This window comes from Rhizobium terricola (genome assembly GCF_012927355.1).
Lineage (GTDB): Bacteria > Pseudomonadota > Alphaproteobacteria > Rhizobiales > Rhizobiaceae > Allorhizobium > Allorhizobium terricola.
In genome coordinates this window covers 1,992,144-2,013,815 of sequence record NZ_JABBGK010000001.1, presented here as the reverse complement: position 1 = coordinate 2,013,815, position 21,672 = coordinate 1,992,144, and the positions used below count along the sequence as shown (strand labels likewise).

Annotated in this window: 22 protein-coding genes; 21 read left to right on the top strand and 1 reads right to left on the bottom strand. The window is 68.0% G+C overall.

Going from position 1 to position 21,672, the window contains the following annotated elements:
* Nucleotides 1-403 precede the first annotated feature (403 nt).
* Both HHL25_RS09650 and HHL25_RS09645 read left to right on the top strand, forming a co-directional pair.
* Nucleotides 404-1,009, top strand: coding sequence for a hypothetical protein (locus tag HHL25_RS09650; protein ID WP_205927745.1), 606 nt, complete (start codon nucleotides 404-406; stop codon nucleotides 1,007-1,009).
* Between the two features lie 898 nt (nucleotides 1,010-1,907).
* Complete coding sequence (locus HHL25_RS09645; protein ID WP_246701767.1) at nucleotides 1,908-3,140, top strand: DNA-packaging protein; 1,233 nt, start codon at nucleotides 1,908-1,910, stop codon at nucleotides 3,138-3,140.
* Between the two features lie 124 nt (nucleotides 3,141-3,264).
* On the opposite strand, the gene HHL25_RS23630 is transcribed toward HHL25_RS09645, so the two are convergent.
* Nucleotides 3,265-3,396: a hypothetical protein gene (locus HHL25_RS23630; RefSeq protein ID WP_261345111.1), complete on the bottom strand. Its 132-nt coding sequence runs from the start codon at nucleotides 3,394-3,396 to the stop codon at nucleotides 3,265-3,267.
* Nucleotides 3,397-3,635: 239 nt separating this feature from the next.
* On the opposite strand from HHL25_RS23630, the gene HHL25_RS09640 reads away from it, so the two are divergent.
* The 19 genes from HHL25_RS09640 (at nucleotide 3,636) to HHL25_RS09550 (ending at nucleotide 21,455) form a co-directional block, all read left to right on the top strand.
* Nucleotides 3,636-4,256 (top strand): glycoside hydrolase family 19 protein, encoded by a 621-nt coding sequence (locus HHL25_RS09640; protein ID WP_169589474.1) that lies wholly within the window; start codon nucleotides 3,636-3,638, stop codon nucleotides 4,254-4,256.
* Between the two features lie 104 nt (nucleotides 4,257-4,360).
* Nucleotides 4,361-4,705 (top strand): Dabb family protein, encoded by a 345-nt coding sequence (locus HHL25_RS09635; RefSeq protein WP_169589472.1) that lies wholly within the window; start codon nucleotides 4,361-4,363, stop codon nucleotides 4,703-4,705.
* Between the two features lie 301 nt (nucleotides 4,706-5,006).
* Entirely contained in the window at nucleotides 5,007-5,360 is a 354-nt protein-coding gene (locus tag HHL25_RS09630) for an endonuclease domain-containing protein (RefSeq protein ID WP_246701719.1), read from the top strand.
* 216 nt (nucleotides 5,361-5,576) lie between these two features.
* Nucleotides 5,577-6,755: a phage portal protein gene (locus tag HHL25_RS09625; RefSeq protein ID WP_169589470.1), complete on the top strand. Its 1,179-nt coding sequence runs from the start codon at nucleotides 5,577-5,579 to the stop codon at nucleotides 6,753-6,755.
* Between the two features lie 603 nt (nucleotides 6,756-7,358).
* Entirely contained in the window at nucleotides 7,359-7,679 is a 321-nt protein-coding gene (locus tag HHL25_RS09620; RefSeq protein WP_169589468.1) for a DUF6107 family protein, read from the top strand.
* 181 nt (nucleotides 7,680-7,860) lie between these two features.
* Complete coding sequence (locus HHL25_RS09615) at nucleotides 7,861-8,436, top strand: HK97 family phage prohead protease (RefSeq protein WP_169589465.1); 576 nt, start codon at nucleotides 7,861-7,863, stop codon at nucleotides 8,434-8,436.
* A gap of 3 nt (nucleotides 8,437-8,439) precedes the next feature.
* Nucleotides 8,440-9,723, top strand: coding sequence for a phage major capsid protein (locus tag HHL25_RS09610; protein ID WP_246701718.1), 1,284 nt, complete (start codon nucleotides 8,440-8,442; stop codon nucleotides 9,721-9,723).
* A 165-nt stretch (nucleotides 9,724-9,888) separates the two neighbouring features.
* Nucleotides 9,889-10,659, top strand: a complete 771-nt coding sequence (locus HHL25_RS09605) for a hypothetical protein (protein ID WP_169589463.1) — start codon at nucleotides 9,889-9,891, stop codon at nucleotides 10,657-10,659.
* A 477-nt stretch (nucleotides 10,660-11,136) separates the two neighbouring features.
* Nucleotides 11,137-11,706: a head-tail connector protein gene (locus HHL25_RS09600; protein ID WP_169589461.1), complete on the top strand. Its 570-nt coding sequence runs from the start codon at nucleotides 11,137-11,139 to the stop codon at nucleotides 11,704-11,706.
* 1 nt (nucleotide 11,707) lies between these two features.
* Nucleotides 11,708-12,043, top strand: coding sequence for a phage head closure protein (locus tag HHL25_RS09595; protein ID WP_169589459.1), 336 nt, complete (start codon nucleotides 11,708-11,710; stop codon nucleotides 12,041-12,043).
* Between the two features lie 220 nt (nucleotides 12,044-12,263).
* Nucleotides 12,264-12,662 (top strand): DUF3168 domain-containing protein, encoded by a 399-nt coding sequence (locus tag HHL25_RS09590; RefSeq protein WP_169589458.1) that lies wholly within the window; start codon nucleotides 12,264-12,266, stop codon nucleotides 12,660-12,662.
* A 79-nt stretch (nucleotides 12,663-12,741) separates the two neighbouring features.
* Nucleotides 12,742-13,149 (top strand): phage major tail protein, TP901-1 family, encoded by a 408-nt coding sequence (locus tag HHL25_RS09585; RefSeq protein WP_169589456.1) that lies wholly within the window; start codon nucleotides 12,742-12,744, stop codon nucleotides 13,147-13,149.
* Entirely contained in the window at nucleotides 13,149-13,550 is a 402-nt protein-coding gene (locus HHL25_RS09580) for a gene transfer agent family protein (RefSeq protein WP_246701717.1), read from the top strand. The genes HHL25_RS09585 and HHL25_RS09580 overlap by 1 nt, the downstream gene beginning before the upstream one ends.
* Nucleotides 13,547-13,762 carry a rcc01693 family protein gene (locus tag HHL25_RS09575; protein ID WP_169589453.1) on the top strand — a complete coding sequence of 72 codons (216 nt, stop codon included), beginning with the start codon at nucleotides 13,547-13,549 and terminating at the stop codon, nucleotides 13,760-13,762. The genes HHL25_RS09580 and HHL25_RS09575 overlap by 4 nt, the downstream gene beginning before the upstream one ends.
* Before the next feature lie 427 nt (nucleotides 13,763-14,189).
* Nucleotides 14,190-14,792, top strand: coding sequence for a phage tail tape measure protein (locus HHL25_RS09570; RefSeq protein ID WP_169589451.1), 603 nt, complete (start codon nucleotides 14,190-14,192; stop codon nucleotides 14,790-14,792).
* A gap of 158 nt (nucleotides 14,793-14,950) precedes the next feature.
* The gene (locus tag HHL25_RS09565; protein WP_169589449.1) at nucleotides 14,951-15,592 is read left to right on the top strand and encodes a DUF2460 domain-containing protein; all 642 of its coding nucleotides are present in this window, start codon (nucleotides 14,951-14,953) and stop codon (nucleotides 15,590-15,592) included.
* Nucleotides 15,589-16,482, top strand: coding sequence for a DUF2163 domain-containing protein (locus HHL25_RS09560; RefSeq protein ID WP_169589447.1), 894 nt, complete (start codon nucleotides 15,589-15,591; stop codon nucleotides 16,480-16,482). Before HHL25_RS09565 ends, HHL25_RS09560 begins: the two co-directional genes overlap by 4 nt.
* A gap of 361 nt (nucleotides 16,483-16,843) precedes the next feature.
* The gene (locus tag HHL25_RS09555; protein ID WP_169589445.1) at nucleotides 16,844-17,281 is read left to right on the top strand and encodes an NlpC/P60 family protein; all 438 of its coding nucleotides are present in this window, start codon (nucleotides 16,844-16,846) and stop codon (nucleotides 17,279-17,281) included.
* 316 nt (nucleotides 17,282-17,597) lie between these two features.
* On the top strand, nucleotides 17,598-21,455 hold the full coding sequence (locus HHL25_RS09550; RefSeq protein ID WP_169589443.1) for a baseplate multidomain protein megatron: 3,858 nt from the start codon (nucleotides 17,598-17,600) through the stop codon (nucleotides 21,453-21,455).
* Nucleotides 21,456-21,672 lie beyond the last annotated feature (217 nt).

Sequence of the window (21,672 nt, the reverse complement as noted above, 5' to 3'; positions counted from 1 at the left end):
GTTCGATGGAACGGCGGACGGAGACCCTTGCTCTCCCACGGGCTTGCTGTCCCAAAGGGAATTCGGTCTCCCATCCGCCACCGCAACCGGCATTACATAGCCGAATGCGCCATTTGGGAAGTTACAAGGGGACGGCCACGGCGGTGCCGCTTGGTCCTTCTCCCCGTCAAAACGGGGAGAAGGTGCCGGTAGGCGGATGAGGGGCGAGGGGCATAGGCGGCTGGACGCGCGATACCCCCTCTGCCCTGCCGGGCCTCTCCCCCTCAAGGGGGGAGAGCGGCAAGACGCCAGGCGCCGGGCATCCCTCAAGAAGAACCGCGACGGCGGCCCTATACGTGAAGATCGTGCGGGCTGTCCTGTCGGGCGTCAGCCACGTGCTTCACCGCTAGATCAGGAGAGCATCATGGATCGGGATCCGGAGATTGCGATTGCCCTGCTTCAGGCGCCGCGTGGCGAAAGGGGCTGGAGCCTCGAGCGCTGTGCGGCGCGGGCCGAAGAAGCGGTTCTGGAGTTGAAATCGGCGGAGGCCGGGTCGCCGGTCGACCGGCTGACCGAGCTGCTCGACGACCTGACGCAGGAAATGCGCGACCAGTTCGAGCTGTTCCGCCGGCTGCGCACCTCGGCCGAAGGCATGATCGACGGCGCCGACGAGGCCGCCGCCAAGGCGGCGCGCGCCGATGTGAAGGCGGCGACCGATGCGATCGCGCTGATCGTCCGGACGCTGGAAAAGATCGACAGCCTGAAGCGCCAGCTGGCGCGCGACCGCGAGGACGCGGCACTGGCAAGCGGCGAGGGCGAGGATGAAGAAGAGATCCGGCAGGAACTGCTGCGCATCATCGAGGTTCGCGCCGAAGCCCGGGCCGAAGCTCGGCTCGAAGCCAGCCTTGAAGCCCGGATGGCCGAAGGACGGGCCGGAGAGGGAGGGGGACGAGGGGCCGACGATGCCGGTCGGATCGCCGGAACCGGTCCGCCTGAACCGCGAGCAACGCCGGGCGCTGGCGGCGGCTGAGAGGTCGATCGCCAAGGCTTCGGGACGGAAACGGGTTCGGATCGACTACCTCGCGGGGAACCGGATGGACGACATCGGCCGGCGGCACAGAAGCGAATTGGCCGAGGCGGGTCGGGCTCTGTCGGGGCAGATCGGCGACCGGATCGCCGCCGGCGAGAACGCCTGCTTCAGGGGCGCGCCGGATTTCACACCGGACGTCGCGGGTTCGGCAGACCCGCGTGCCGAGGGGGCAAAGGCGGACGATGCGCCGGAATTCGCGCAGACCGCCACGCATCCGGCAGGGCCGGAGGGTGATGGGACAAAGGCGGACATGCCGGGGCCCACGCCGGCCCTGCCGGATGAATCGGGCGAGCATACGCCTGGATCATCGGCGACGCCGGTACAGGGCGGGAAAGCCCCCGGAACGGGGGAAACCGTGGCACCAGCCGGGGGCGGCGGGTTCGACCGATCGCCAGCGGAGGAAACCGGGATCGCCCGATCGGCGGCGTCGTATCCGGTCAACGCCTGCGGCGACGGGACAGCGGCCGACGAGGCGGCTGACGCGGCGCCGGAACCGGACATCCGACGGAAGGACGAAGCGTCCCCGGGCAAGGGCGAGGATAAAGGGACGGCCGGGCTTGGCGGTCCGGTGCCCGGATCGCCCGGCGAAACAGGCCATGCAGGGCCCGTTCACGGCGCGGCCGCAGCCGGCCTCGTTGCGCCGCCGGTCGACGATCGCGGGCCGGTCGCCCGCGCCGACGATCAAGGGAACGAAGAGGGCGACGGCGGCAGAGAGACCGTCGTGGCGAAAAGCGGCGTGGCGAAACCCGGCGGGACGGAGGACCGGCCCGCGGCGCAGGCCCCGGTGACCGCGGACGGCATCGATCCCGATGTCGCGGCGCTGATCGCAAGGCGCGGGCTGCTTGCGGCCCGGCGGATCGGACGCGGCTGGGAGGTTTCCGGCCGCGACGAGCAGAAGCCGCCGGTGGGCGACTGGTCGACCTGGCTGGTGATGGGCGGGCGCGGATCGGGCAAGACCCGGGCCGGCGCCGAATGGGTGCACGCCCTGGCGCTGGCCGCCGGGCCGCGCACGGATCTGAGGATCGCCCTCGTCGCCGAAACGCTGGGCGACGCTCGCGAGGTGATGATCGACGGGGCCTCCGGCATTGCACGGATCGCGAGGCGCCTGCGGCCCGAAGTCGAGATCACCAGGCGCAGGATCGTCTGGCCGAACGGGGCGATCGCCCAGATCTTTTCCTCGGAGGACCCGGAAAGCCTGCGCGGGCCGCAGTTTCACTATGCCTGGTGCGACGAGCTGGCCAAATGGAAGCATGCGGAGGAAACCTTCGACATGCTGCAGTTCGGCCTGAGGCTCGGCGAACGGCCGCGCCAGCTGGTGACCACCACGCCGCGCGCCGTGCCGCTGCTGAAGCGGCTGATCGGTGATGCGGAGACGGTGGTGTCCCGCCTTTCGACCGCCGCCAACCGGGCAAACCTCGCCCCCGGCTTTATCGCCGCGCTGGAGCGCCGCTACGGCGGCACGCGGCTCGGCCGGCAGGAGCTCGGCGGCGAACTGATCGAGGATCGCGAGGATGGGCTGTGGCGGCGCGACCGGCTGGAGGCGCTGACGATCCGGCTCGCCGAGCCGCTTCGGCGCATCGTCGTGGCGGTCGATCCGCCGGCCGGCAGCGGCCCGGCCTCGGTCTGCGGCATCGTCGTCGCCGGGCTCGGCGAGAGCGGCCGTGCTGTGGTGCTCGCCGACGCCTCGGTCGAGGGCAAAAGCCCGGCCGACTGGGCGCGCGCGGTGGTCGCGACCTTCCGCCGCTTCGAGGCGGACCGGGTGGTGGCGGAAGTCAACCAGGGCGGCGACATGGTGGCCGCCATGCTGAGAAGCGTGGAGGCGAACCTGCCGCTGACCTTGGTGAGAGCAACCCGCGGAAAATACCTGCGCGCCGAGCCGGTGGCCGCTCTCTACGAGCAGGGCCGGGTGCTGCATGCCGCCCGCTTCGCCGCGCTGGAGGACCAGATGTGCGATTTCGGTCCCGACGGCCTGTCGGACGGCCGCTCGCCGGACCGCCTCGACGCGCTGGTCTGGGCGCTCACCGCGCTGATGCTGGAAGGCGCGGGCGAACCGCGCATCCGGGGGATCTGAGGGGCGGTACAGACGGAAACGGCGCCCGAAGGCGCCAGTGGGAAACGAATCCGGCGCCCAGAGGCGCCGGCAAAAACGAAACCGGCGCCCGAAGGCGCCGGTCGAAGCAAAACGGTGTTGGCCCTTACTTGGCGGCCGGAGCGGGCTGGCTCGCGCCCTGACGCATCTGGCGCCACTCGCTTTCGAGGCGCTCGAGGACGTGGGCGGGAATGGTTGCTACGGAAGCCTTGGTCTGGGTCGTGCTGTTTGCTTGCATCGGTCTCTCCTCACGGGTTCCTGTGCGGGCCTAAACGCTGAATTGGCCGGAAAGTTCCACAGCCTTAAAACTTTGTAAATACGACCCTTTGGTCCTCTAAACGATTGAAATTCCTTCAAACGATTTAATCCAAAAAGAAATTTTGGCCCTGGTTAACGGCGGTCGGAACGATCCGGCCGACACGCCTGTGGATTGTCGGGAACGCCCCGGCCGCAGGTCGATTTCGCGGGAGAAAAGCCATGCAGTTCGACGAACGACGATTCTTCAAAAGTGTGCGGGCGAGCCTCTTTTCCGGCGCGTTGACGGTGGCGCAGGTGGAGGGCATGACGGCGCTGATCGCCGGCTGGCGCAGGAACGGGGGCAGCGAGGATAATCGCCGGCTCGCCTATTGCCTGGCGACCGCCTTTCACGAGACGGGCGGCCGCATGCAGCCGGTGCGCGAGACCTTTGCCCCCTCTGACCGGGTGGCGATCGCCAGGCTCGACCGCGCCTATGCGGCGGGCCTGATGCCGCAGGTGCGCACGCCCTACTGGCGGCCGGACGAGGATGGCCTGAGCTGGTTCGGCCGTGGCCTGGTGCAGATCACCCACCGGCGCAATTACGAGACGCTCGGCCGGGCGATCGGCGTCGATCTCGTCGGCGACCCGGCGCGTGCGCTCGTGCTCGACGTCGCGGTTTGCGTGCTGGTGGTCGGCATGCGCGACGGGCTGTTCAGCGGTATCAAGCTGGCGGACGCCTTTGCACCGGGCGTGTCCCCCGACTGGACCGGCGCCCGGCGCATCGTCAACGGCCGCGACCGGGCGGCGCTCGTGGCGGGCCATGCGCGGGCCTTTCATGCGGCGATCACCGGGACGGGATGAGGCTGTTGCAAGCTTTGACGCATTGAGCGGGGCGCCCGGTCATGCTATCGCCGCTTCGACGGCGCCACTGCGCTGCACAATTCGTCCAACCGGAACGAGATACCGTGATCCGTCATATCGTCTTCTTCACCGTGCCCGAGCGGGACAATCTCGACGCCGTGCTCGAGGGCCTGTCGATCCTGACCGGCATTCCGCACGCAAGGACGCTCGAGATCTCGACCAACATGAAGGCCGACCGTTTCGACGGGCGGATCGACGTGGTGGTCTATGGCGAATTCGACGACGAAACCGCACTCGCCGCCTATCACGCCCACCCCCTCTACCAGGCCTCGATCGACCGCGTGAAACCCCTGCGCGACCAGCGCTATGCCGTGGACTATGTGGCCGAGGATGCCCTGACCGGCGCCGTGGAAGACGTCCGCACCACCCGCCGCGCCGGCAAGGCCTGAGGTTAAAGAGCGAGCGAGGGGGCGTTCCCCGTCACCGACGAAATCTGAGATCTGGCTGACGTCAAGGCGGCGGGTTGGAGCTTTTGGCGGAGACGGAGGAGTTTTCGGAGTTGGCCCGAAACCGGGCCGCGGCAGAGCTAGAGGGCGTGGCCTTGCCCCCTCACCAACAAAATCTGAGACTTGGCCTTTGGCCAAGACCTCGATTTTGTATCCTCTCCCTCCTGGGGAGAGGAGAGGCCGGAGCCGGCCTTGCGCGCGGTTCTGTGGAACGGCAGGATGGGCCGTTCTGCGGAGACGCCAGATGGCCAGAGAGTTTCCCGAAATGGCCCGAAAGCGGGCCAGGCAGATGAGGACCGACGCGACCGATCCCGAGGCGATCTTCTGGTCGCATGTGCGGAACCGCCTGTTGAACGGCTACAAGTTCAGGCGTCAGGTTCCGATCGGTCCGTTCATCGTCGATTTCGTTTGCCAGGAACGACGGCTTGTCGTCGAGCTCGATGGTTTCCAGCATGCCGACGATCCGCACGACCTACAACGGGACCGCTATCTCGCCTCGCTCGGCTATCGCGTTCTTCGGTTCTGGAACCAGGAGATCTACGCGGATGTCCAGCAGGCTCTGGCTCATGTCGTAGAGGTTATCGAGGGGCGGGCGTGAATCCCTCCTCTCCCCGAAGAGGGAGAGGATACAAAATCACGATCTTGGCGTGAGCCAAGTCGTAGATTTTGTTGGTGAGGGGGCTCTGTGGTCCGTCTCCCTCATCCACGAGCTTGGGCACCAGGCTACACCAAGACGTCGATCTCGTTGCTTCCCCCGCAGAGGGGAGAGGAGGGTGCAGCTTGCGCCCGGGAACCAGAACAACAGGAGCATCCGATGAAACTGCCGTTTCGACTGCCGTGGGGCTCCACGGCTGGAGGCAAGGCCGTGTCCGAAGCCAAGGCGGTGGGGGGCGGGTTGTCGCTGGTGGCAGGCGAGGGCGAGGCGCGGTGGTCGGGGCGCTCCTATGCGTCGCTGTCCCGCGAGGGCTTCATGAAGAACCCGGTCGCGCACCGCACCGTCCGGCTGGTGGCCGAGGCCGCCGCCGCGATCCCCTGGCTTGCCTATCGCGACGGGCGGGAACTCGAGGATCATCCGGCGGCGGCGCTTGTCGGCCGGCCGAATGCCCGGATGGGCGGCGCGGATTTCTTCGAGGCGCTCTACGGCCATCTGCTGCTCGCCGGCAATGCCTATGTCGAGGCGCTGGTCGTCGGTCAGCGTCCGGCGGAGCTTCATCTCCTGCGGCCGGACCGGGTCGCGGTCGTGGCGGGGGCCGACGGCTGGCCCGAAGCCTATGACTACCGCGCCGGCACGGCGAGGCGGCGGATCCCGGCGGGTGATCCGTCGAGTACCACGACGGGGGGCGGCGGACTGCTGCACCTCAAACTCTTCCATCCGCTCGACGACCATCTCGGCTTTCCGCCGCTGGCGGCCGCGCAAGTGGCGCTCGACCTGCACAACGCGGCGGCACGCTGGAACAAGGCGTTGCTCGACAATTCAGCCCGGCCTTCGGGCGCGCTGGTCTACCAGCCGAAGGAGGGCGGTAACCTCTCGGCCGACCAGTATCAGCGGCTGAAGGTGGAGCTCGACGAAGGCTATTCGGGACCGATCCGGGCCGGCCGGCCGCTGCTGCTGGAAGGCGGGCTCGACTGGAAATCGATGGGGCTCTCGCCGAAGGACATGGATTTCGTCGAGGCGCGAAACGGTGCCGCCCGCGACATCGCACTCGCCTTCGGCGTGCCGCCGATGCTGCTCGGCATCCCCGGCGACAACACCTATGCCAACTACCAGGAGGCGAACCGCGCCTTCTACCGGCTGACCGTCCTGCCCCTGGTGGCCCGCACGGCAGCAAGCTTTTCCGGCTTCCTCTCGGGCCTCTTCGGCGAGGCGGTCGATCTGGTTCCGGACCTCGACCAGGTGGCGGGACTTTCCGCCGAACGCGACGCGCTCTGGGCAAGATTGGGTGCCGCCGACTTCCTGACCGAGGAGGAGAAGCGGCGGGCGGTGGGGTACTGAGGGGAGGGCGGGGCCGGCGGGAGATTCTTCTTGGCAATGTTGGCCTGCGTAAGGCTGCCCCTCACCCTGACCCTCTCCCCGCTTGCGGGGAGAGGGGACGGCCACGGCGGTGCCGCTTGTTCCTTCTCCCCGCCTGCGGGGAGAAGGTGCCGGCAGGCGGATGAGGGGCGATCTCTGAAATCCAATGTCAGGGGTAGGGAAAAGGCGTGGCCGTGGACGTGGACGTGGTCACAATTCGGCGAGACACCCCCCTCTGCCCTGCCGGGCATCTCTCCCTCAAGGGGGGAGAGCGGCTCGCCGGAAGCGTCCCGCAGGTTCAACCTGAATCGGAAGATGAGGCCGTTCACGCGGCACATGCGCGGGATGAATCAAGCTCTGAGCATTGGTGTCCAAGCGATTCATTCGAATCGCGAATTTGACGATCGTTAAAGTGTCGCGTGAAGCGGATCCGGCCCGGTTTCAAGGCCGGATGACGGGGAAACTCGCGCCCCGAAAGGGTGCGATCGAGGCGTGTCGGCCTCCGTCGACGCAGGGAGGTGGGACGCGGAAAACCGCGCGGTCCTTTCTCCGGTTTTTCTAATTTTAGCCGCGGGAGATTAACAAATGACTGACTTCAGCCATGACGGCGGGGTGTGGAGCGCGCGCCTTGTCGGGGCGCTTGCCGGCTCGGCGATCTCGCTCGTCTATCTCCTGCCGAAGGGGCGCCGGGAGGCGGCGATCCGCTTCCTGACCGGCGTCGCCTGCGGGCTGATCTTCGGCGGGCCGGTCGGCCTGTGGATCGTTCGCAAGCTCGATGTCGCAGCCGAACTTTCGCCCCCGGAGATCATGCTGGCCGGGGCGACGGCGGCGAGCCTCTCGGCCTGGTGGGGGCTCGGGCTGATGGTCCGTCTCATTGCCCGCTACGGCCAGCGGCCGGGCGGGTAACGTGTCCTCTTCTCCCCAGCGGGGAGAAGTGCCGAGCGAATGCGAGGCGATGAGGGGGCCGAGTGCGCTTAGTTGGCTTCGCCCCCTCATCCGGCCCTGCGGGCCACCTTCTCCCCGCTGGGGAGAAGAGGAGCGGTGGCGAAGGGCCCAAAGAACCATCCAAGATCTCAAGGAGAATGCCATGTACGCCTATCGCGGACCGGTCTCGCTGACCGAAAAATTCGTCAACCTGACGTTGAAGGGCGTTTCCGGTGACGGGACCTTTTCCGGCTATGCGAGCCTGTTCGGCGAGGTCGATCTCGGGCGCGACGCGATCGAGCCGGGGGCCTTCGAGAGGTCGCTGGCAAGGCGGGGGGCGGCCGGCGTGCGCATGCTCTTCCAGCACGACCCGGCCGAGCCGATCGGCGCCTGGCGCCTGATCCGCGAGGATGCCCGCGGACTCTATGTCGAAGGCCAGCTTTCCTTCGGTGTGGCGCGGGCCCGGGAGGTGCATGCACTGATGAAGTCGGGGGCGCTGGACGGTCTGTCGATCGGCTTCCGCACCGTGCGCTCGCGGTCCGACCGCAAGGGCGGCGTGCGCCGGATCATCGAGGCGGATCTTTGGGAGATCTCGGTGGTGACCTTCCCGATGCTGCCGACGGCACGGGTTTCGAACGTCAAGCATGCGCGGTTCTTCCGCGACAGGGAAACCGAGCTGGTCCGCGCCATGCGCCGGGCAGCCCGGACAATGGCCATGGATGTCTTCAGGAAAGGATGACAGATGAGCGACGCGAAGATGGACGAGCAGACGACCGGTGCTACGCGCAAGCGGACCGCACCCGAGGTGAAGGCGGCGCCCGACAGCGTGACGGCGGCCTTCGAGGATTTCATGGGCGCCTTCGAGGCGTTCAAGGACGTCAACGACCGGCGCCTCACCGAGATCGAGCAGAAGCTCACCTCGGACGTCGTGACCCGCGACAAGATGGAGCGGATCAACAAGGCGATGGACGAGCAGGGCCGCCTTCTCGACGAGCTGGTGCTGAAGAAGCTGCGCCCGCCGCTTGGCCGGGGCGGCGAGGCGGACGGTCCGGACGCGGCCGAGCACAAGGCCGCCTTCGAGGCCTATATCCGCCGCGGCGACGAGACGGGCCTGCGCGAACTGGAGGCCAAGGCGATGAGCGCCGGCACGCCGGCCGACGGCGGCTATCTGGTACCGCCGGAAACCGACACCGAGATCGGCCGCCGGCTCTCCGTCGTCTCGCCGATCCGCGCGCTGGCGACCGTCCGGCAGGTCTCGGGCGCGGTGCTGAAGAAGCCGTTCTCGCCCGCCGGAATGACCGCCGGCTGGGTTTCCGAGACGGCGGCGCGGCCGCAGACGGGGACCGCGCAGCTTTCCGAACTCTCCTTCCCGACCATGGAGCTCTATGCCATGCCGGCGGCGAGCCAGGCACTGCTTGACGACGCGGCGGTCGACATCGAGGCCTGGATCGCCGGCGAGGTCGACATCGCCTTCGCCGAGCAGGAGGGCACCGCCTTCGTCAGCGGCGACGGGGTGAACAGGCCGAAGGGTTTCCTGAGCTATGACCAGGTGGCCGACAGCGCCTGGGAATGGGGCAAGATCGGCACGATCGCGACCGGGGCGGCGGGCGGTTTTGCCGCGTCGGGGCCGTCAGACGTGCTGATCAACGTGATCTATGCGCTGAAGGCCGGCCATCGGCAGAATGCGGCCTTCGTCATGAGCCGCAAGACGCAGGGCGAGATCCGCAAGTTCAAGGATGCCGACGGCAACTATCTCTGGCATCCGCCGGCTCGGCCCGGCGAGCCGGCTTCGCTCGCCGGTTTTCCGGTCGCCGAAGCCGAGGACATGCCGGCGATCGCCGCCAATGCGACCGCGATCGCCTTCGGCGACTTCCGCTCCGGCTATCTGGTCGTCGACCGGGTGGGCGTGCGGGTGCTGCGCGATCCGTACTCCGCCAAGCCCTATGTGCTGTTCTACACCACCAAGCGCGTCGGTGGCGGGGTGCAGAACTTCGAGGCGATCAAGCTGGTGAAGTTTTCGGCCTAGCGGAGAGCCGGGCACAAAGGGCCGCGCTCGGTTGACGGGCGCGGTCCGCGCGCGGGCATCGGCGCCTTTCGACGAGCGCCAAAGCTGGCTAAGACGGAAGGCGGCGATAGCCGAAACGAGTCGGAGTGGCGGCGGCCCCGCGCCGGCGAAACGAGCGAGGAGCGAATGGACGGACAGCATTTTATCTACACGCCCTACTGGCTGCGCGTGGTCGCAATCGTGTGCCTGACCGCGATCCTGGCGCTCTCCATCGTCGTCACCATCTTCTACATCCACACCAACAAGGAGGACTGGATCCTGCTGGCGCTTTCGGCTGCGCAGGTCTCGGCCTCGGGTCTGGTGGTCGTGCTGTTCCTGTTTTTCTCGGCCCGCGATGTGGGCTCGACCGGCCTGCAGCACAAGGCGGACCGTTTTCTCTGCACCACGTTTCCGAGCGCCTGCGCGCTGATCGACTTCCCGGTCGCCGAGCCGCGGACCTGGGGCGACATGAAGATCGGCCAGCGGTTCATCCGCAAGAACCGTGAGCAGGCGCCGACGGAAGTTCTCGTGCGCCACAACATGGGCGAGAACGCCGCCTTCTATCGCATCGGCAAGCAGGACCGCGCGCTGACGATGCGGTTGCAGGCCAATGTCTACGAACTGACCGTCTCCTATTATTTTCCGGCGGCGTCGCAGGGTGAAGTCGAGGGATTGAAGGACAAGCTCGACTGGGCGCTGCAGCGCTATACCGAGATCGGCGGCTATGCGATCAGCTGGTACTTCAGCAAGGAGGAGTTCGACAGCCGAACCTACGCATCTGTTCACCTGACCCGCGTGTTTCCGGAGGACTTTCTCGAGAACGAGAAACTGAAGCTGTTCTTCTGCCAGGACGTGGCGGCGAGCACCCGCAGCCTGATCAAGGAATGCGGCGCGCAGCGCATCGCGACGACCTATTGAGCGGCGCGGCTTTGCCATTCTTTTCGGACGATCCCGGAAGATCTCGACGGGTTTGTTTCCGACTGCCGCTCTGGTGACGTCCCCGGCGAACGGAGGGCGGGCGCCGCGACATTGCCCCCTCACCAACAAAATCTACGACTTGGCTTTGCCAAGGCCGTGATTTTGTATCCTCTCCCTCAAGGGGGAGAGGAGGGGCTTCCGCCACGGCCTCTCTTCTCTCCTTGAGGGAGACGAAGAGAAATCGGCGTCAAGGCTTCGGCCAGGTGCCAGATTTCCCGGATGAGGGGGATGTCTCTGGGAGAAACGTTCGGAGCTGACGTCATCCTTCGTCCGGTTCGTGCCCCTCATCCGCCTGCCGGCACCTTGGCCGGCCCTTCGCCCGAGCTCAGGGCGTTCGTCATTCGAAACGATCCACCGGATCGTTTCGTCGGCTGCGCCGACCATTCCACTCTTTCCACTCAATCCCGGGAGAACCCCATGACGCTGTTTGCGACCGCCCCGCCGGCGGCCGAGCCGGTGACGCTTGGCGAGGCGAAGACCCATTTGCGGATCGATGCCGACGACGAGGATGCGCTGATTGCCGCGCTGATCTCAACGGCTCGCGAGCATGTCGAGCGCGAGACCGGGCTGGTCATGCTGTCGCGCGGCTTTCGCTTTTGCCTCGACGCCTGGCCGGGCGACGGCGTGGTCCGCATTCCTTGCGGGCCGGTTCGCGCGATCGAGGCCGTCACCGTCTATGACGCGGAGGGCGAAGCGCAGGCGGTGCCGCTGGCCGGCCATCTGCTCGACGGCGAGGCGCGTCCGGCGCGGCTGTGGCTCGCCGATCCGCCCCGGCCGGGGCGGATGCTGAACGGCATCGAGATCGATTTCGTCGCCGGCTTCGGCGAGAGCGGCGCGGACGTGCCCGACACGCTGAAGCGGGCGATGCTGATGCATGTGGCGGCGATGTTTTCGGTGCGAGGCGTCGTCTCGCCCGAGGCGCTGCCGGCGGCGATCCCGCCCGGTTACGAGCGGCTGATCGCGCCCTTCTGCCGGCGGGGGCTCTGACATGGGACTTGCCGATTTCGACCCGGGACAGATGAGCGCGCGGCTGCGGCTGGAGCGACCGGTGGCGACCCCGGACGGCCAGGGCGGGGCGACGATCGCCTTCGAGCCGGTGGCGGAGCTCTGGGCGCGCATCGAGCCGCTGGCCGCCGTCCCGGAGGAAATGGCCGGCGCCGGTCGTGTCACCGTCACCCATGCCGTTTGGCTGCGGTTCCGCGCCGACGTGACGGCCGGCATGCGGCTCGTCAAGGGAAGCCGGCATCTCGCCATCCAAAGCCTGCGCGATCCGGACGAAACGGGGCGGTATCTTCTGTGCCGCTGCCGGGAGGAGGGGCGATGAGAGCTGGGACCCGGACACCTCTGGCACAGACCGGCGAGGACCTCGGCGTCGCCTTGTCGCGGGCGCTTGGCGTGCGTCTCAGGCGGACACTGACGAAGAAGCGATCGAGTGACGCGACGACAGACGCGCCGGGGCAGGGACCGGACGCCACGGCGGCCGATGCGGCGCAACGGAGCGGGCCGGGCGGGTCGGGTCTTAAGAGCGGGAAGGCAGGTGGACGATGACGAGCCCGGCAAACGAACTGATGACCGCGATCCAGACGCGGCTGACCGCCGATGCGGCGCTGGTCGCGCTGATCGGCCCGGGCGGCCTCAGCGACCGGCGGGTCAACCGACTGGACCTCCCGGTCGTGGTCGTCGGCTCGGTCGAGACCCGCGATTTTTCGACCGCGACCGAAGCCGGCGCCGAGATCATCTTCACGCTGGAGGCCTGGTCGGGCGAGGGCCGCCGCGCGGCGGAGGCGATCGCCGAGGCGCTGTGCAGTCTGCTCGACAATACCGATCTCGCTCTTTCCGGCCGACACCTCGTCAGCCTCCGCCACCGCCGGACGGTGAGCCGCCGCGAGCCGAAGACCACGTTCTTCGTCGCCGAGGCGTCGTTCCGGGCGGTCGTCGAGTAAGCGCTGACGCATTCACGGCAGCGGGTCTGCACCGCCGGCATTGAGCCGGAACATTTCAACATGATCGAAGGGGTTTTCCATGACGGCACAGAGAGGCAAGGACCTGCTGGTGAAGGTCCATGACGGGGTCACGTATGCGACGGTGGCGGGGCTGAGGATCAAGCGGCTCGCCTTCAATGCCGAGACGGTCGACGTCACCGACGCGGAGAGTGCCGGGCGCTGGCGCGAGCTGCTCGGCGGTGCGGGCATCCAGCGCGCGGCGCTGTCGGGCGCCGGCCTGTTCAAGGACCAGGCCTCGGACGCGCTCATCTGCAGCGCCTTCTTTGCCGGCGACATCCTGGCGTTCCAGCTGGTGATCCCCGATTTCGGCACGGTGAGCGGTCCCTTCCAGATCACGGCGCTCGAATATGCCGGCGCCCATGACGGGGAAGTGACCTTCGAGATCGCGCTGGAATCGGCGGGCGCGCTGACCTTCGGGGTGCTCTGATGCGGGGCGCGGGAGAGATGGGGTTTGCCGGGCGGGCCAATCGGCGGCGCGGCGAGGTAGAGGCGGTGATCGACGGCGAACGGCGCATCCTCTGCCTGACGCTCGGCGCGCTGGCCGAACTGGAAACGGCCTTCGGTGCGGAAAGCCTTGCCGATCTGGGAAGGCGGTTTTCCGCCGGTCGGCTGAAGGCGGCCGACCTGATGGCGATCCTCGGCGCCGGGCTGCGCGGCGGTGGCAACCGGCTGAGCGACGAGGATGTCGCCGGCATGGCGGTCGAGGGCGGAATTACCGGCGCGGCGGCCGTGGTGCGCGACCTGCTGGTCGTGACCTTTGCGCCGGAGGCGCCTGCCGGGAAGGGAAACGGGGCAGGGCCGGAAGGGACAACGTCGCCGGACCCTTGAGCGCCGCAGGCGGCGCGGCGCCGACGACGGCCAGGGCCTTTCCCTGGGACGCCGTGCTCGACGCCGGGCTCTGCCGCCTGCGGCTTCCTCCCGAACGCTTCTGGACCCTCAGCCTCGTCGAATTCGCCGCGATGGCGGGGGCGTTTGCCGCCCGGCCGCCGGGTCTCGGACGGGCGGCGCTCGAAGACCTGATGCGGACCTTTCCGGATTGAGGGGTGGGGTGGTGGTAGTGATGGCGTCTTCCCCTCATCCGCCTGCCGGCGCTCTTGTCGTTGAACCGACGGCAGCGTTGCGGATTGCCCCTCACCCTGACCCTCTCCCCGCTCGCGGGGAGAGGGAACGGCCACCGCGGTGCCAATCATCCTTTCTCCCCCTAGGAGGAGAAAGGGGTGCCGCGGCAGTGCCGCTTGTCCCTTCTCCCCGTTCTGACGGGGAGAAGGTGCCGGCAGGCGGATGAGGGGCGGGCTGGCGGAGAAGGGGGCACAGGCGGATGACGGGCAGGAATCTGTTCAACATGTGACCTGCCGTTTCGGACGCGGACGCGGGCGCGTGACTCGCGCTTTCGCAAGACGCTGAAGCCTGGCCCCGGCCGACAGACTGGGCAAGCAGAGACACACACACACACAAAGGATCACCAACATGGATGACGACGACAAACTGGCGCTTTCGCTCGACATCGACGGGACTGCGGCGTTGAAGGTGCTGGAGGACCTGGAAAACCGGTCGCAGCGTTTCGGCGCGGCGCTGACCTCGGCGCTCAAGGGCGCGACGGTGGGTGGCAAGGGGCTGGAGGAGACGCTGAGGACGCTCGGGCTGCGGCTCGCCGACATCGCGCTTTCGGCCTGGCTGAAGCCGCTGGAAACCATGCTGACCTCGGCGACCTCGGGGCTGATCTCGTCGCTGACGGCCGGCTTCGGGTCGCTGATGCCGTTTGCCGACGGCGGGGTGCCGGGACGTGAGATCGGGCGCGTGACGGCCTTTGCCTCGGGCGGGGTGGTCTCGGCCCCGACCTATTTTCCCCTCGGCGGCGATCTCGGCCTGATGGGCGAGGCCGGCACAGAAGCGATCCTGCCCTTGAAACGCGGCGCCGACGGTGCGCTCGGGGTCGCGGCTCAAGCCGGCGGCGCCACGCAGATCAATTTCCACGTGACGGCAACCGACGCGGCGAGCTTTGCCCGCAGCGAGGGCCAGATCACCGCCATGCTGGCCCGCAGCGTCGGGCGCGGCCGGCGGCATCTCTAGTTGTGAGGGGTTCCGTTTTCTCCGAGAGACGGAGACGCTCCGCCTCTTTGTTTCTGTCCAATTCCAAACGGAAGACCGCTTCACACGTTTGCCGGCCTTGCTCTCGCCGGGCGTGCTTGCCGCGTTCCCTTCATCCCTCAGAATAAGGAAACCCTGCCATGGCCGCCGGTTTTCACGAGGTGCGCTTTCCGTTGCGGCTGTCGCTGGCGACCAGCGGCGGACCGCTGCGGCGCACCGACATCGTCGATCTCACCAATGGCCGCGAGGCGCGCAATGCGCGCTGGCGCAATTCGCGGCGCGTTTATGACGCAGGCTCCGGCCTGCGTTCGCTCGATGACCTCTATGCCGTCGTTGCCTTCTTCGAGGCGCGGGGCGGTGCACTCAATGGGTTTCGCTTCCGCGATCCGCTCGACGCACGCTCCTGCGGCCCGGGGCAGGCGATCTCCCCGTTCGACCAGGTGATCGGAACCGGTGACGGGGAGACGTCGGAATTCCGGCTCGCCAAGACCTATGGGGACGCGGGCGGCGAATGGCGTCGCGACATCTCGAAACCGGTGGCCGGCACGGTGAGGGTCGCGATCGACGGCGCGGCGCTGCCGATCGCGGGCTTCGCCTGCGATCCGGCGACCGGGCTTGTCGCGATCGATGAGGAATATATTCCGTCGACTGGTGCGCTGGTGCAGGCCGGCTTCGAATTCGACGTGCCGGTGCGGTTCGACACCGATCGCATCGAGGTCAACATCGAGGCTTTCCGGGCCGGGCGCATTCCGACCATACCGCTGACGGAGATTATGCCGTGAGAGAGATACCGGCGGCACTCGCCGCACATCTTGAAGGCGATGCGACCACGCTCTGCCGCGCCTGGCGCGTCACGCGGCGCGACGGCGTGATCCTCGGCTTCACCGAACACGACCGCGACTTGTCCTTCGACGGCACGACCTTCCTCGCCGCGAGCGGCTTTTCCGGAACCGAGGCGCGGGAAGCGGCAGGCCTTTCGGCGCCGGGCGCGGAGGTGAGCGGCGCCTTTTCCAGCGTCGCGATCGGCGAGGCGGATCTCGCCGCCGGGCGTTACGACGGCGCGCGCGTCGAGGTGTTCACCGTCAACTGGCAGGCGCCGGAGGCGGCGCATCTGCTCTTGAAGGTACAGGAGATCGGCGAGGTGTCGCGGGCAGGCAAGGCCTTCACCGCCGAACTGAGAAGTTTCGCCCACCGGCTGTCCCAGGAACAGGGAAGGCTCTATGGCCGGCGCTGCGACGCCGATCTCGGCGACGGCCGCTGCAAGGTCGATCTCGCCGAGGCAGGTCGCCGGGCCGGCGCCACGGTCGTTGCCGTCGAAGGGCGCGACCGGATCGTGGTGGCAGGGCTCGACGGTTTTGCCGACGGGCATTTCCGGTTGGGCACGCTGCGGTTCGAGACCGGCGTGAACCATGGCCTGACGGTCGAGATCGACGGCAATGCGGCGGTGGGCGAGGGCACCCGGCTGTCGCTCTGGCTGCCGCTAGAGAGCCTGCCGGCGGCCGGCGATGCCGTGACGGTCACGGTTGGTTGCGACAAGGCCTTTTCGACCTGCCGGGATCGTTTTGCCAATGCCGCAAATTTCCGCGGCTTCCCGCACATGCCGGGCAGCGACTTCGCCTATTCCTACGTGAAGGGCGAGAGCACCCATGACGGGAGCGTGTTGTTTGAGTGAGGGGGAGGAGTGCGGCGGATCGCCCCTCGCTCTGGCCTGACCGGAATCGATCCGCGTGTCTCGACCTTTCCTTCGCACTCCCGTGAACAGGGTAGGGGACGGCTACGGTCTGCCTTGCCCATCTATCTCTCCAAACGGCCCCTCATCCGCCTGCCGGCACCACCGGCCCTTCGCCCGAGCTCAGGGCGTTCGTCATTCGAAACGATTCACCGGATCGTTTCGTCGGCTGCGCCAACCATTCCTCACCCCCGTTCTGACGGGGAGAAGGGACAAGCGGCACCGCCGTGGCCGTCCCCTCGCCCCGTTTACGGGGAGAGGGTCAGGGTGAGGGGCATTTCTTTGACATCTGACGGAGAGTTCCATGACCGGGATCGGTGAATGGGTGGTGGCGGTTGCCGAAGAGTGGATCGGCACGCCCTACCGCCATCAGGGCGCGGTGAAGGGTGTCGGATGCGACTGTCTCGGGCTGGTGCGCGGGATCTGGCGCGAGATCTACGGGAGCGAACCCGAAGCGGTTGCACCCTATGCGCCGGACTGGGCGGAGCGGGGCGGGCGGGAGCGGCTGATCGAGGCGGCGGCGCACCATTGCAGTCCGGTGGCCGGCATGGACGAGGCGCGGCCGGGCGATCTGCTGATCTTCCGGTTTCGCCCGCAGTTTGCCGCCAAGCATGCCGGCATCCTCGTGTCGCCGGAAACCTTCATCCACGCCTACGAGCAGGCGGCCGTGATCCGTTCGGCGCTGGTGCCGTCCTGGCGCAGGCGGATCGCCGGCATCTACCGCTTTCCCGGGATTCCTTGAAAACCGGCGGTTGTTGGCGTATGGTGATGGAGTGGTGAGCGAGGCGGCTACCTCGCCCACCGTTTGCTAGCCTTTGAAGACGACCCGGACGGTCATTGACCAGCCCGTCCGGGTTATCCTCAAGATCAGCGTAATGCCAGTTGGCAAGAGCCGCATAGCACCACCTCCATGTTCGAGAGCAAGGCCTTTGCCGAGGTCGGCGGAGCCCGTCTTCGCCGACGCGCCGGCTGGCGCGGCGCCTGCTGCTTCTGCTCGCGAACTTTTCCAATCTATCACAATCTATGCGCGCATCCAGATGGCTGCGTGAGGGGCTCTTATGGCGACAATCCTCTTTCAGGCAGCCGGGGCGGCGCTCGGTTCGGCGTTCGGGCCGATCGGCGCGGTGATCGGGAGGGCCGCGGGCGCGCTCGCCGGCAACATGGTCGACCGGGCGCTGATCGGCGGAACGACGGTGACCGGTGCCCGACTTGCCACCGCGCGACTGCCGGGAGCGGCCGAGGGTGCGGCGGTCCCGCGTCTCTACGGCACGGCGCGTCTCGGCGGTACGCTGATCTGGGCCACGCGCTTCGAGGAGGAGGTGACGACAGAGCGCAGCGGCGGCAAGGCGGCCGGCCAGCGGACAAGAACCTATCGCTATTACGCCAATCTCGCGCTCGGGCTCTGCGAGGGTGAGGTCGCGGCCGTCCGGCGCGTATGGGCCGACGGTCAGGAGATCGACCTGACCGGGGTCGAGATGCGCTTCTATCCCGGCAGCGAGACCCAGGCTCCCGATCCGCTGATCGAGGCGAAGCAGGGCACGGGCAATGCCCCGGCCTATCGCGGGCTCGCCTATGTGGTGTTCGAACATCTGCCGCTCGACGGTTTCGGCAACCGCATTCCGCTGCTGCAGTTCGAGGTGATCAGGCCGGTCGGTGCGCTGGAGCAGATGGTCAGGGCGGTCACCGTTATTCCGGGCGCGACCGAGCACGGCTATGCGACGACGCAGGTGAGAGAGCGGACAGGCGAGGGACAGTCGCGTATCCTGAACCGCAACACGCTGACCGCCCACACCGACTGGCGGGCGTCGATCGACGAGCTGCAGGCGCTTTGCCCCAATCTCGAAAACGTGGCGCTGGTCGTCAGCTGGTTCGGCACCGACCTGAGGGCCGGAGACTGCCGGGTCGTGCCGGGCGTGGAGGCCGATGCGCGCGATCGCGAAAGTCGGCCGTGGCGGGTATCGGGCGTGACGCGCGACGCCGCACATCTGGTCAGCCGCCACGACGGAGGCCCAGCCTTCGGAGGAACGCCGGACGACGCAAGCGTCGTCGAGGCGATCGTCGACCTCAAGGCGCGTGGGCTGAAGGTGACGCTCTATCCCTTCCTCATGATGGACATCCCGGCCGGCAACGGGCTCGCCGATCCCTATGGCGGCGCCGAACAGGCGGCCTATCCGTGGCGCGGCCGGATCACCTGCCATCCGGCGCCGGGGCAGCCGGGCTCCCCGGACAGGAGCGCTGCGATTTCCGACGTGATCACCGGTTTCTGCGGGAGTGCCGATGCGGGCGATTTCGACGTCTCGGGCACGAACGTTTCCTATCACGGGGCAGGCGAGGGCTATCGCCGCATGGTGCTGCATTATGCCCTGCTGGCAAAAGCCGCCGGCGGCGTCGACGGCTTCCTGATCGGCTCGGAACTGCGGGGCCTGACGACGCTGAGGGACGCCGCAGGCGGCTTTCCCTTCGTGCTGGCGCTCGCAGAGCTTGCCGCCGACGTGCGCGCCATTCTCGGAGCGGGAACGAAGATCACCTACGGCGCCGACTGGAGCGAATATTTCGGCCATCACCCGGCCGACGGAACGGGGGACGTGTTCTTCCATCTCGATGCGCTCTGGGCCCATCCGGCGATCGATGCCGTGGGGATCGACAACTACATGCCGCTCGCCGACTGGCGCGACGCGGATCTGGAGAGCGCCAGTCCGGACGGCTTTCGCCTTGCCGACGACAAGGAAGCCATGGCCGCGCAGATCACGGCCGGCGAGGGGTTCGACTGGTATTACGCAAGCGAGGCGGACCGTGTGGCCCGGACGCGAAAGCCGATCACCGACGGTCTGACGGGCAAGCCCTGGGTGTTCCGTTTCAAGGACATCGAGGCCTGGTGGGACAATCGACATTTCGACCGCGTCGGCGGCGCCGAGCAGGCGACCCCGACCGCCTGGAACCCGCGGATGAAGCCGGTGTGGTTCACCGAACTCGGCTGCCCGGCGGTCGACAGGGGGGCGAACCAGCCGAACGTGTTTGCCGACCCGAAATCGGCTGAAAGCGCCTGGCCGTACTTTTCGCACGGGACGCGCTCCGACAGCCTGCAGCGGCGTTTCCTGGAAGCGCATCTTGGACATTGGCAGGACGGGCCGGCGCCGGCCGGCATGGTCGATCCGGACCATATCTTTGTCTGGACCTGGGATGCGCGGCCCCAGCCCGCCTTTCCCGCCGATCTCGGGCTCTGGTCGGACGGCGGAAACTGGCGGACCGGACACTGGCTGAACGGGCGGCTCGGGACGGGAACAGTCGCCGACGTGATCGCCGCGGTGCTGAAGGATCACGGATTCGACGATGTCGACGTCTCGGAGGTCAGCGGTGATCTCACCGGTTATGTGCAGGGCGACCTCGCCTCGGCCCGCAGCCTGATCGAGCCCTTGGCGGAAGCCTTCCTGGTCGATGTCGTCGAGGACGGCGCGCGCCTCAAGTTTCGGTCCCGGGGCGCCGCGAGCCTGCCGGCGCTTCATATCGACGTGCTGGCGGATCTCGAGGACGAGCCGCTGTGGCGCGAGACGCGCGGCCATGACAGCGACTTTTCGGCGGAGGCCTCGCTCGGCTATTTCGATCCGGCTACCGACTATGGCGAGGCGAGCGCCCGCTCGCGGCGCGTCGGGGCAGCCACCCGTCGCCAGCTTGCCCGCGACCTGCCCGCCGTGCTGTCGGAGGAGACGGCGCTTTCGGCGGCCGAAGGCATGTTGCGCGACCACCGCGTCGCCCGGCGGCGGCTCGAATTTGCGCTCGGGCCGGGCGAACTCGGCATCCAGCCCGGCGACGTGATCAGGTTGGGCGAGGTCGGGCTGGGCGAGGGGCCGGAGGGGCGCTTTCTCGTCGGCGAGATCGAGGATGGTGTCGCACGGCGGTTGTCGCTGCGCGAAGTGGCGGCAGCCGTGTCGACGACCCCGGTTACGACCGGTTCGGGACGGACCCCGGACAATCCGGCATCCGCCGGTTTCGATCCGCTCGTCGTGCTGATGGACCTGCCGCGTCATTCGTCCGGCGCGGCCACCGACTTTGCCTGCGTCGCCGGACTGGTGCGACCCTGGCGGCGGATGACGATTTCGTCCGCAGTCACCGCGGACAGCGCCCGGACGCGGACCGTGCTCGACCGTCCGGCAACGATCGGCCGCCTGACGGAACCTCTTGCCGGCGGCGTTTCCGGCCGGTTCGATGCGGCCCGGTCGATCGAGCTCGATCTCTTCTTCGGCGGGCTCTCCTCGGCCGACCGTCTTTCGGTGCTGAACGGCGCCAATCGCCTGGCGGTGGTCTCGGCGAATGGAGGCTGGGAGGTGATCGGCTTTGCCGATGCCGTCGAGATCGCCGCCGGCCGCTGGCGGCTCTCGACGCTCCTGCGCGGGCTGGCCGGCAGCGAGGACGCGACGGCGGCCGGGGCCGACACCGGCGCGGTTGCCGTCCTGCTCGACGCGGCGGTCCGTCCGCTCGGGCTGACGGGCGAGGAGGCCGGGCTGCCGCTCGACTATTCTGCCGAACCGCTCGCGGGCATCGCCGCACCCGTCTCGCTCGGGACATTCGCCGGTGGCCTGAGGGCCGAAACACCCTTGTCGCCGGTCCACCTGAAGGCGCGGCGCACGGCGGCGGGTGCCATCGATTTGAGCTGGATCCGGCGCTCGCGCGTCGATGCCTACACCTGGCAGGGGCTCGACGTGCCGCTCGACGAGGCGGCGGAGGCCTATCGCGTCGAGATTCTCGACGGGGCCGAGGTGCTGCGTGCGGTGGAAACCGGCGAGCCGCGGCTTTCCTATTCGGCTGCCGACGAGCTTGCCGATTTCGGCGCTGTTCAGGGCGTGATCCGGGTGCGGGTGCGCCAACTGGGCCGGCTGGCACAAGGGATTGCCGCAGAGGCGGACCTGGTCCTCGGGTGAGGGCGGGGCGTTGTGGTGCGCACGCGACGTTCCAATTTCGCATGCTGGCCTTGGCCATCTGAGCTGGGGCTGCCCCTCATCCGCCTGCCGGCACCTTCTCCCCGTAAACGGGGAGAAGGTCACGTGTGGCACCGCCGCGGCTGTCCCCTCTCCCCGCTTGCGGGGAGAGGGTCAGGGTGAGGGGCATCCGGGCGGGGGCAGGGGGAAGGGCGACGGG

Coding starts and splice junctions, on each gene's coding strand:
- HHL25_RS09610 (WP_246701718.1), top strand. CDS start 8,440: ATGAGCGACGCGAAGATGGACGAGCAGACGACCGGTGCTACGCGCAAG.
- HHL25_RS09605 (WP_169589463.1), top strand. CDS start 9,889: ATGGACGGACAGCATTTTATCTACACGCCCTACTGGCTGCGCGTGGTC.
- HHL25_RS09595 (WP_169589459.1), top strand. CDS start 11,708: ATGGGACTTGCCGATTTCGACCCGGGACAGATGAGCGCGCGGCTGCGG.
- HHL25_RS09615 (WP_169589465.1), top strand. CDS start 7,861: ATGTACGCCTATCGCGGACCGGTCTCGCTGACCGAAAAATTCGTCAAC.
- HHL25_RS09585 (WP_169589456.1), top strand. CDS start 12,742: ATGACGGCACAGAGAGGCAAGGACCTGCTGGTGAAGGTCCATGACGGG.
- HHL25_RS09600 (WP_169589461.1), top strand. CDS start 11,137: ATGACGCTGTTTGCGACCGCCCCGCCGGCGGCCGAGCCGGTGACGCTT.
- HHL25_RS09555 (WP_169589445.1), top strand. CDS start 16,844: ATGACCGGGATCGGTGAATGGGTGGTGGCGGTTGCCGAAGAGTGGATC.
- HHL25_RS09640 (WP_169589474.1), top strand. CDS start 3,636: ATGCAGTTCGACGAACGACGATTCTTCAAAAGTGTGCGGGCGAGCCTC.
- HHL25_RS23630 (WP_261345111.1), bottom strand. CDS start 3,396: ATGCAAGCAAACAGCACGACCCAGACCAAGGCTTCCGTAGCAACCATT.
- HHL25_RS09550 (WP_169589443.1), top strand. CDS start 17,598: ATGGCGACAATCCTCTTTCAGGCAGCCGGGGCGGCGCTCGGTTCGGCG.
- HHL25_RS09590 (WP_169589458.1), top strand. CDS start 12,264: ATGACGAGCCCGGCAAACGAACTGATGACCGCGATCCAGACGCGGCTG.
- HHL25_RS09650 (WP_205927745.1), top strand. CDS start 404: ATGGATCGGGATCCGGAGATTGCGATTGCCCTGCTTCAGGCGCCGCGT.
- HHL25_RS09580 (WP_246701717.1), top strand. CDS start 13,149: ATGCGGGGCGCGGGAGAGATGGGGTTTGCCGGGCGGGCCAATCGGCGG.
- HHL25_RS09625 (WP_169589470.1), top strand. CDS start 5,577: ATGAAACTGCCGTTTCGACTGCCGTGGGGCTCCACGGCTGGAGGCAAG.
- HHL25_RS09630 (WP_246701719.1), top strand. CDS start 5,007: ATGGCCAGAGAGTTTCCCGAAATGGCCCGAAAGCGGGCCAGGCAGATG.
- HHL25_RS09570 (WP_169589451.1), top strand. CDS start 14,190: ATGGATGACGACGACAAACTGGCGCTTTCGCTCGACATCGACGGGACT.
- HHL25_RS09620 (WP_169589468.1), top strand. CDS start 7,359: ATGACTGACTTCAGCCATGACGGCGGGGTGTGGAGCGCGCGCCTTGTC.
- HHL25_RS09565 (WP_169589449.1), top strand. CDS start 14,951: ATGGCCGCCGGTTTTCACGAGGTGCGCTTTCCGTTGCGGCTGTCGCTG.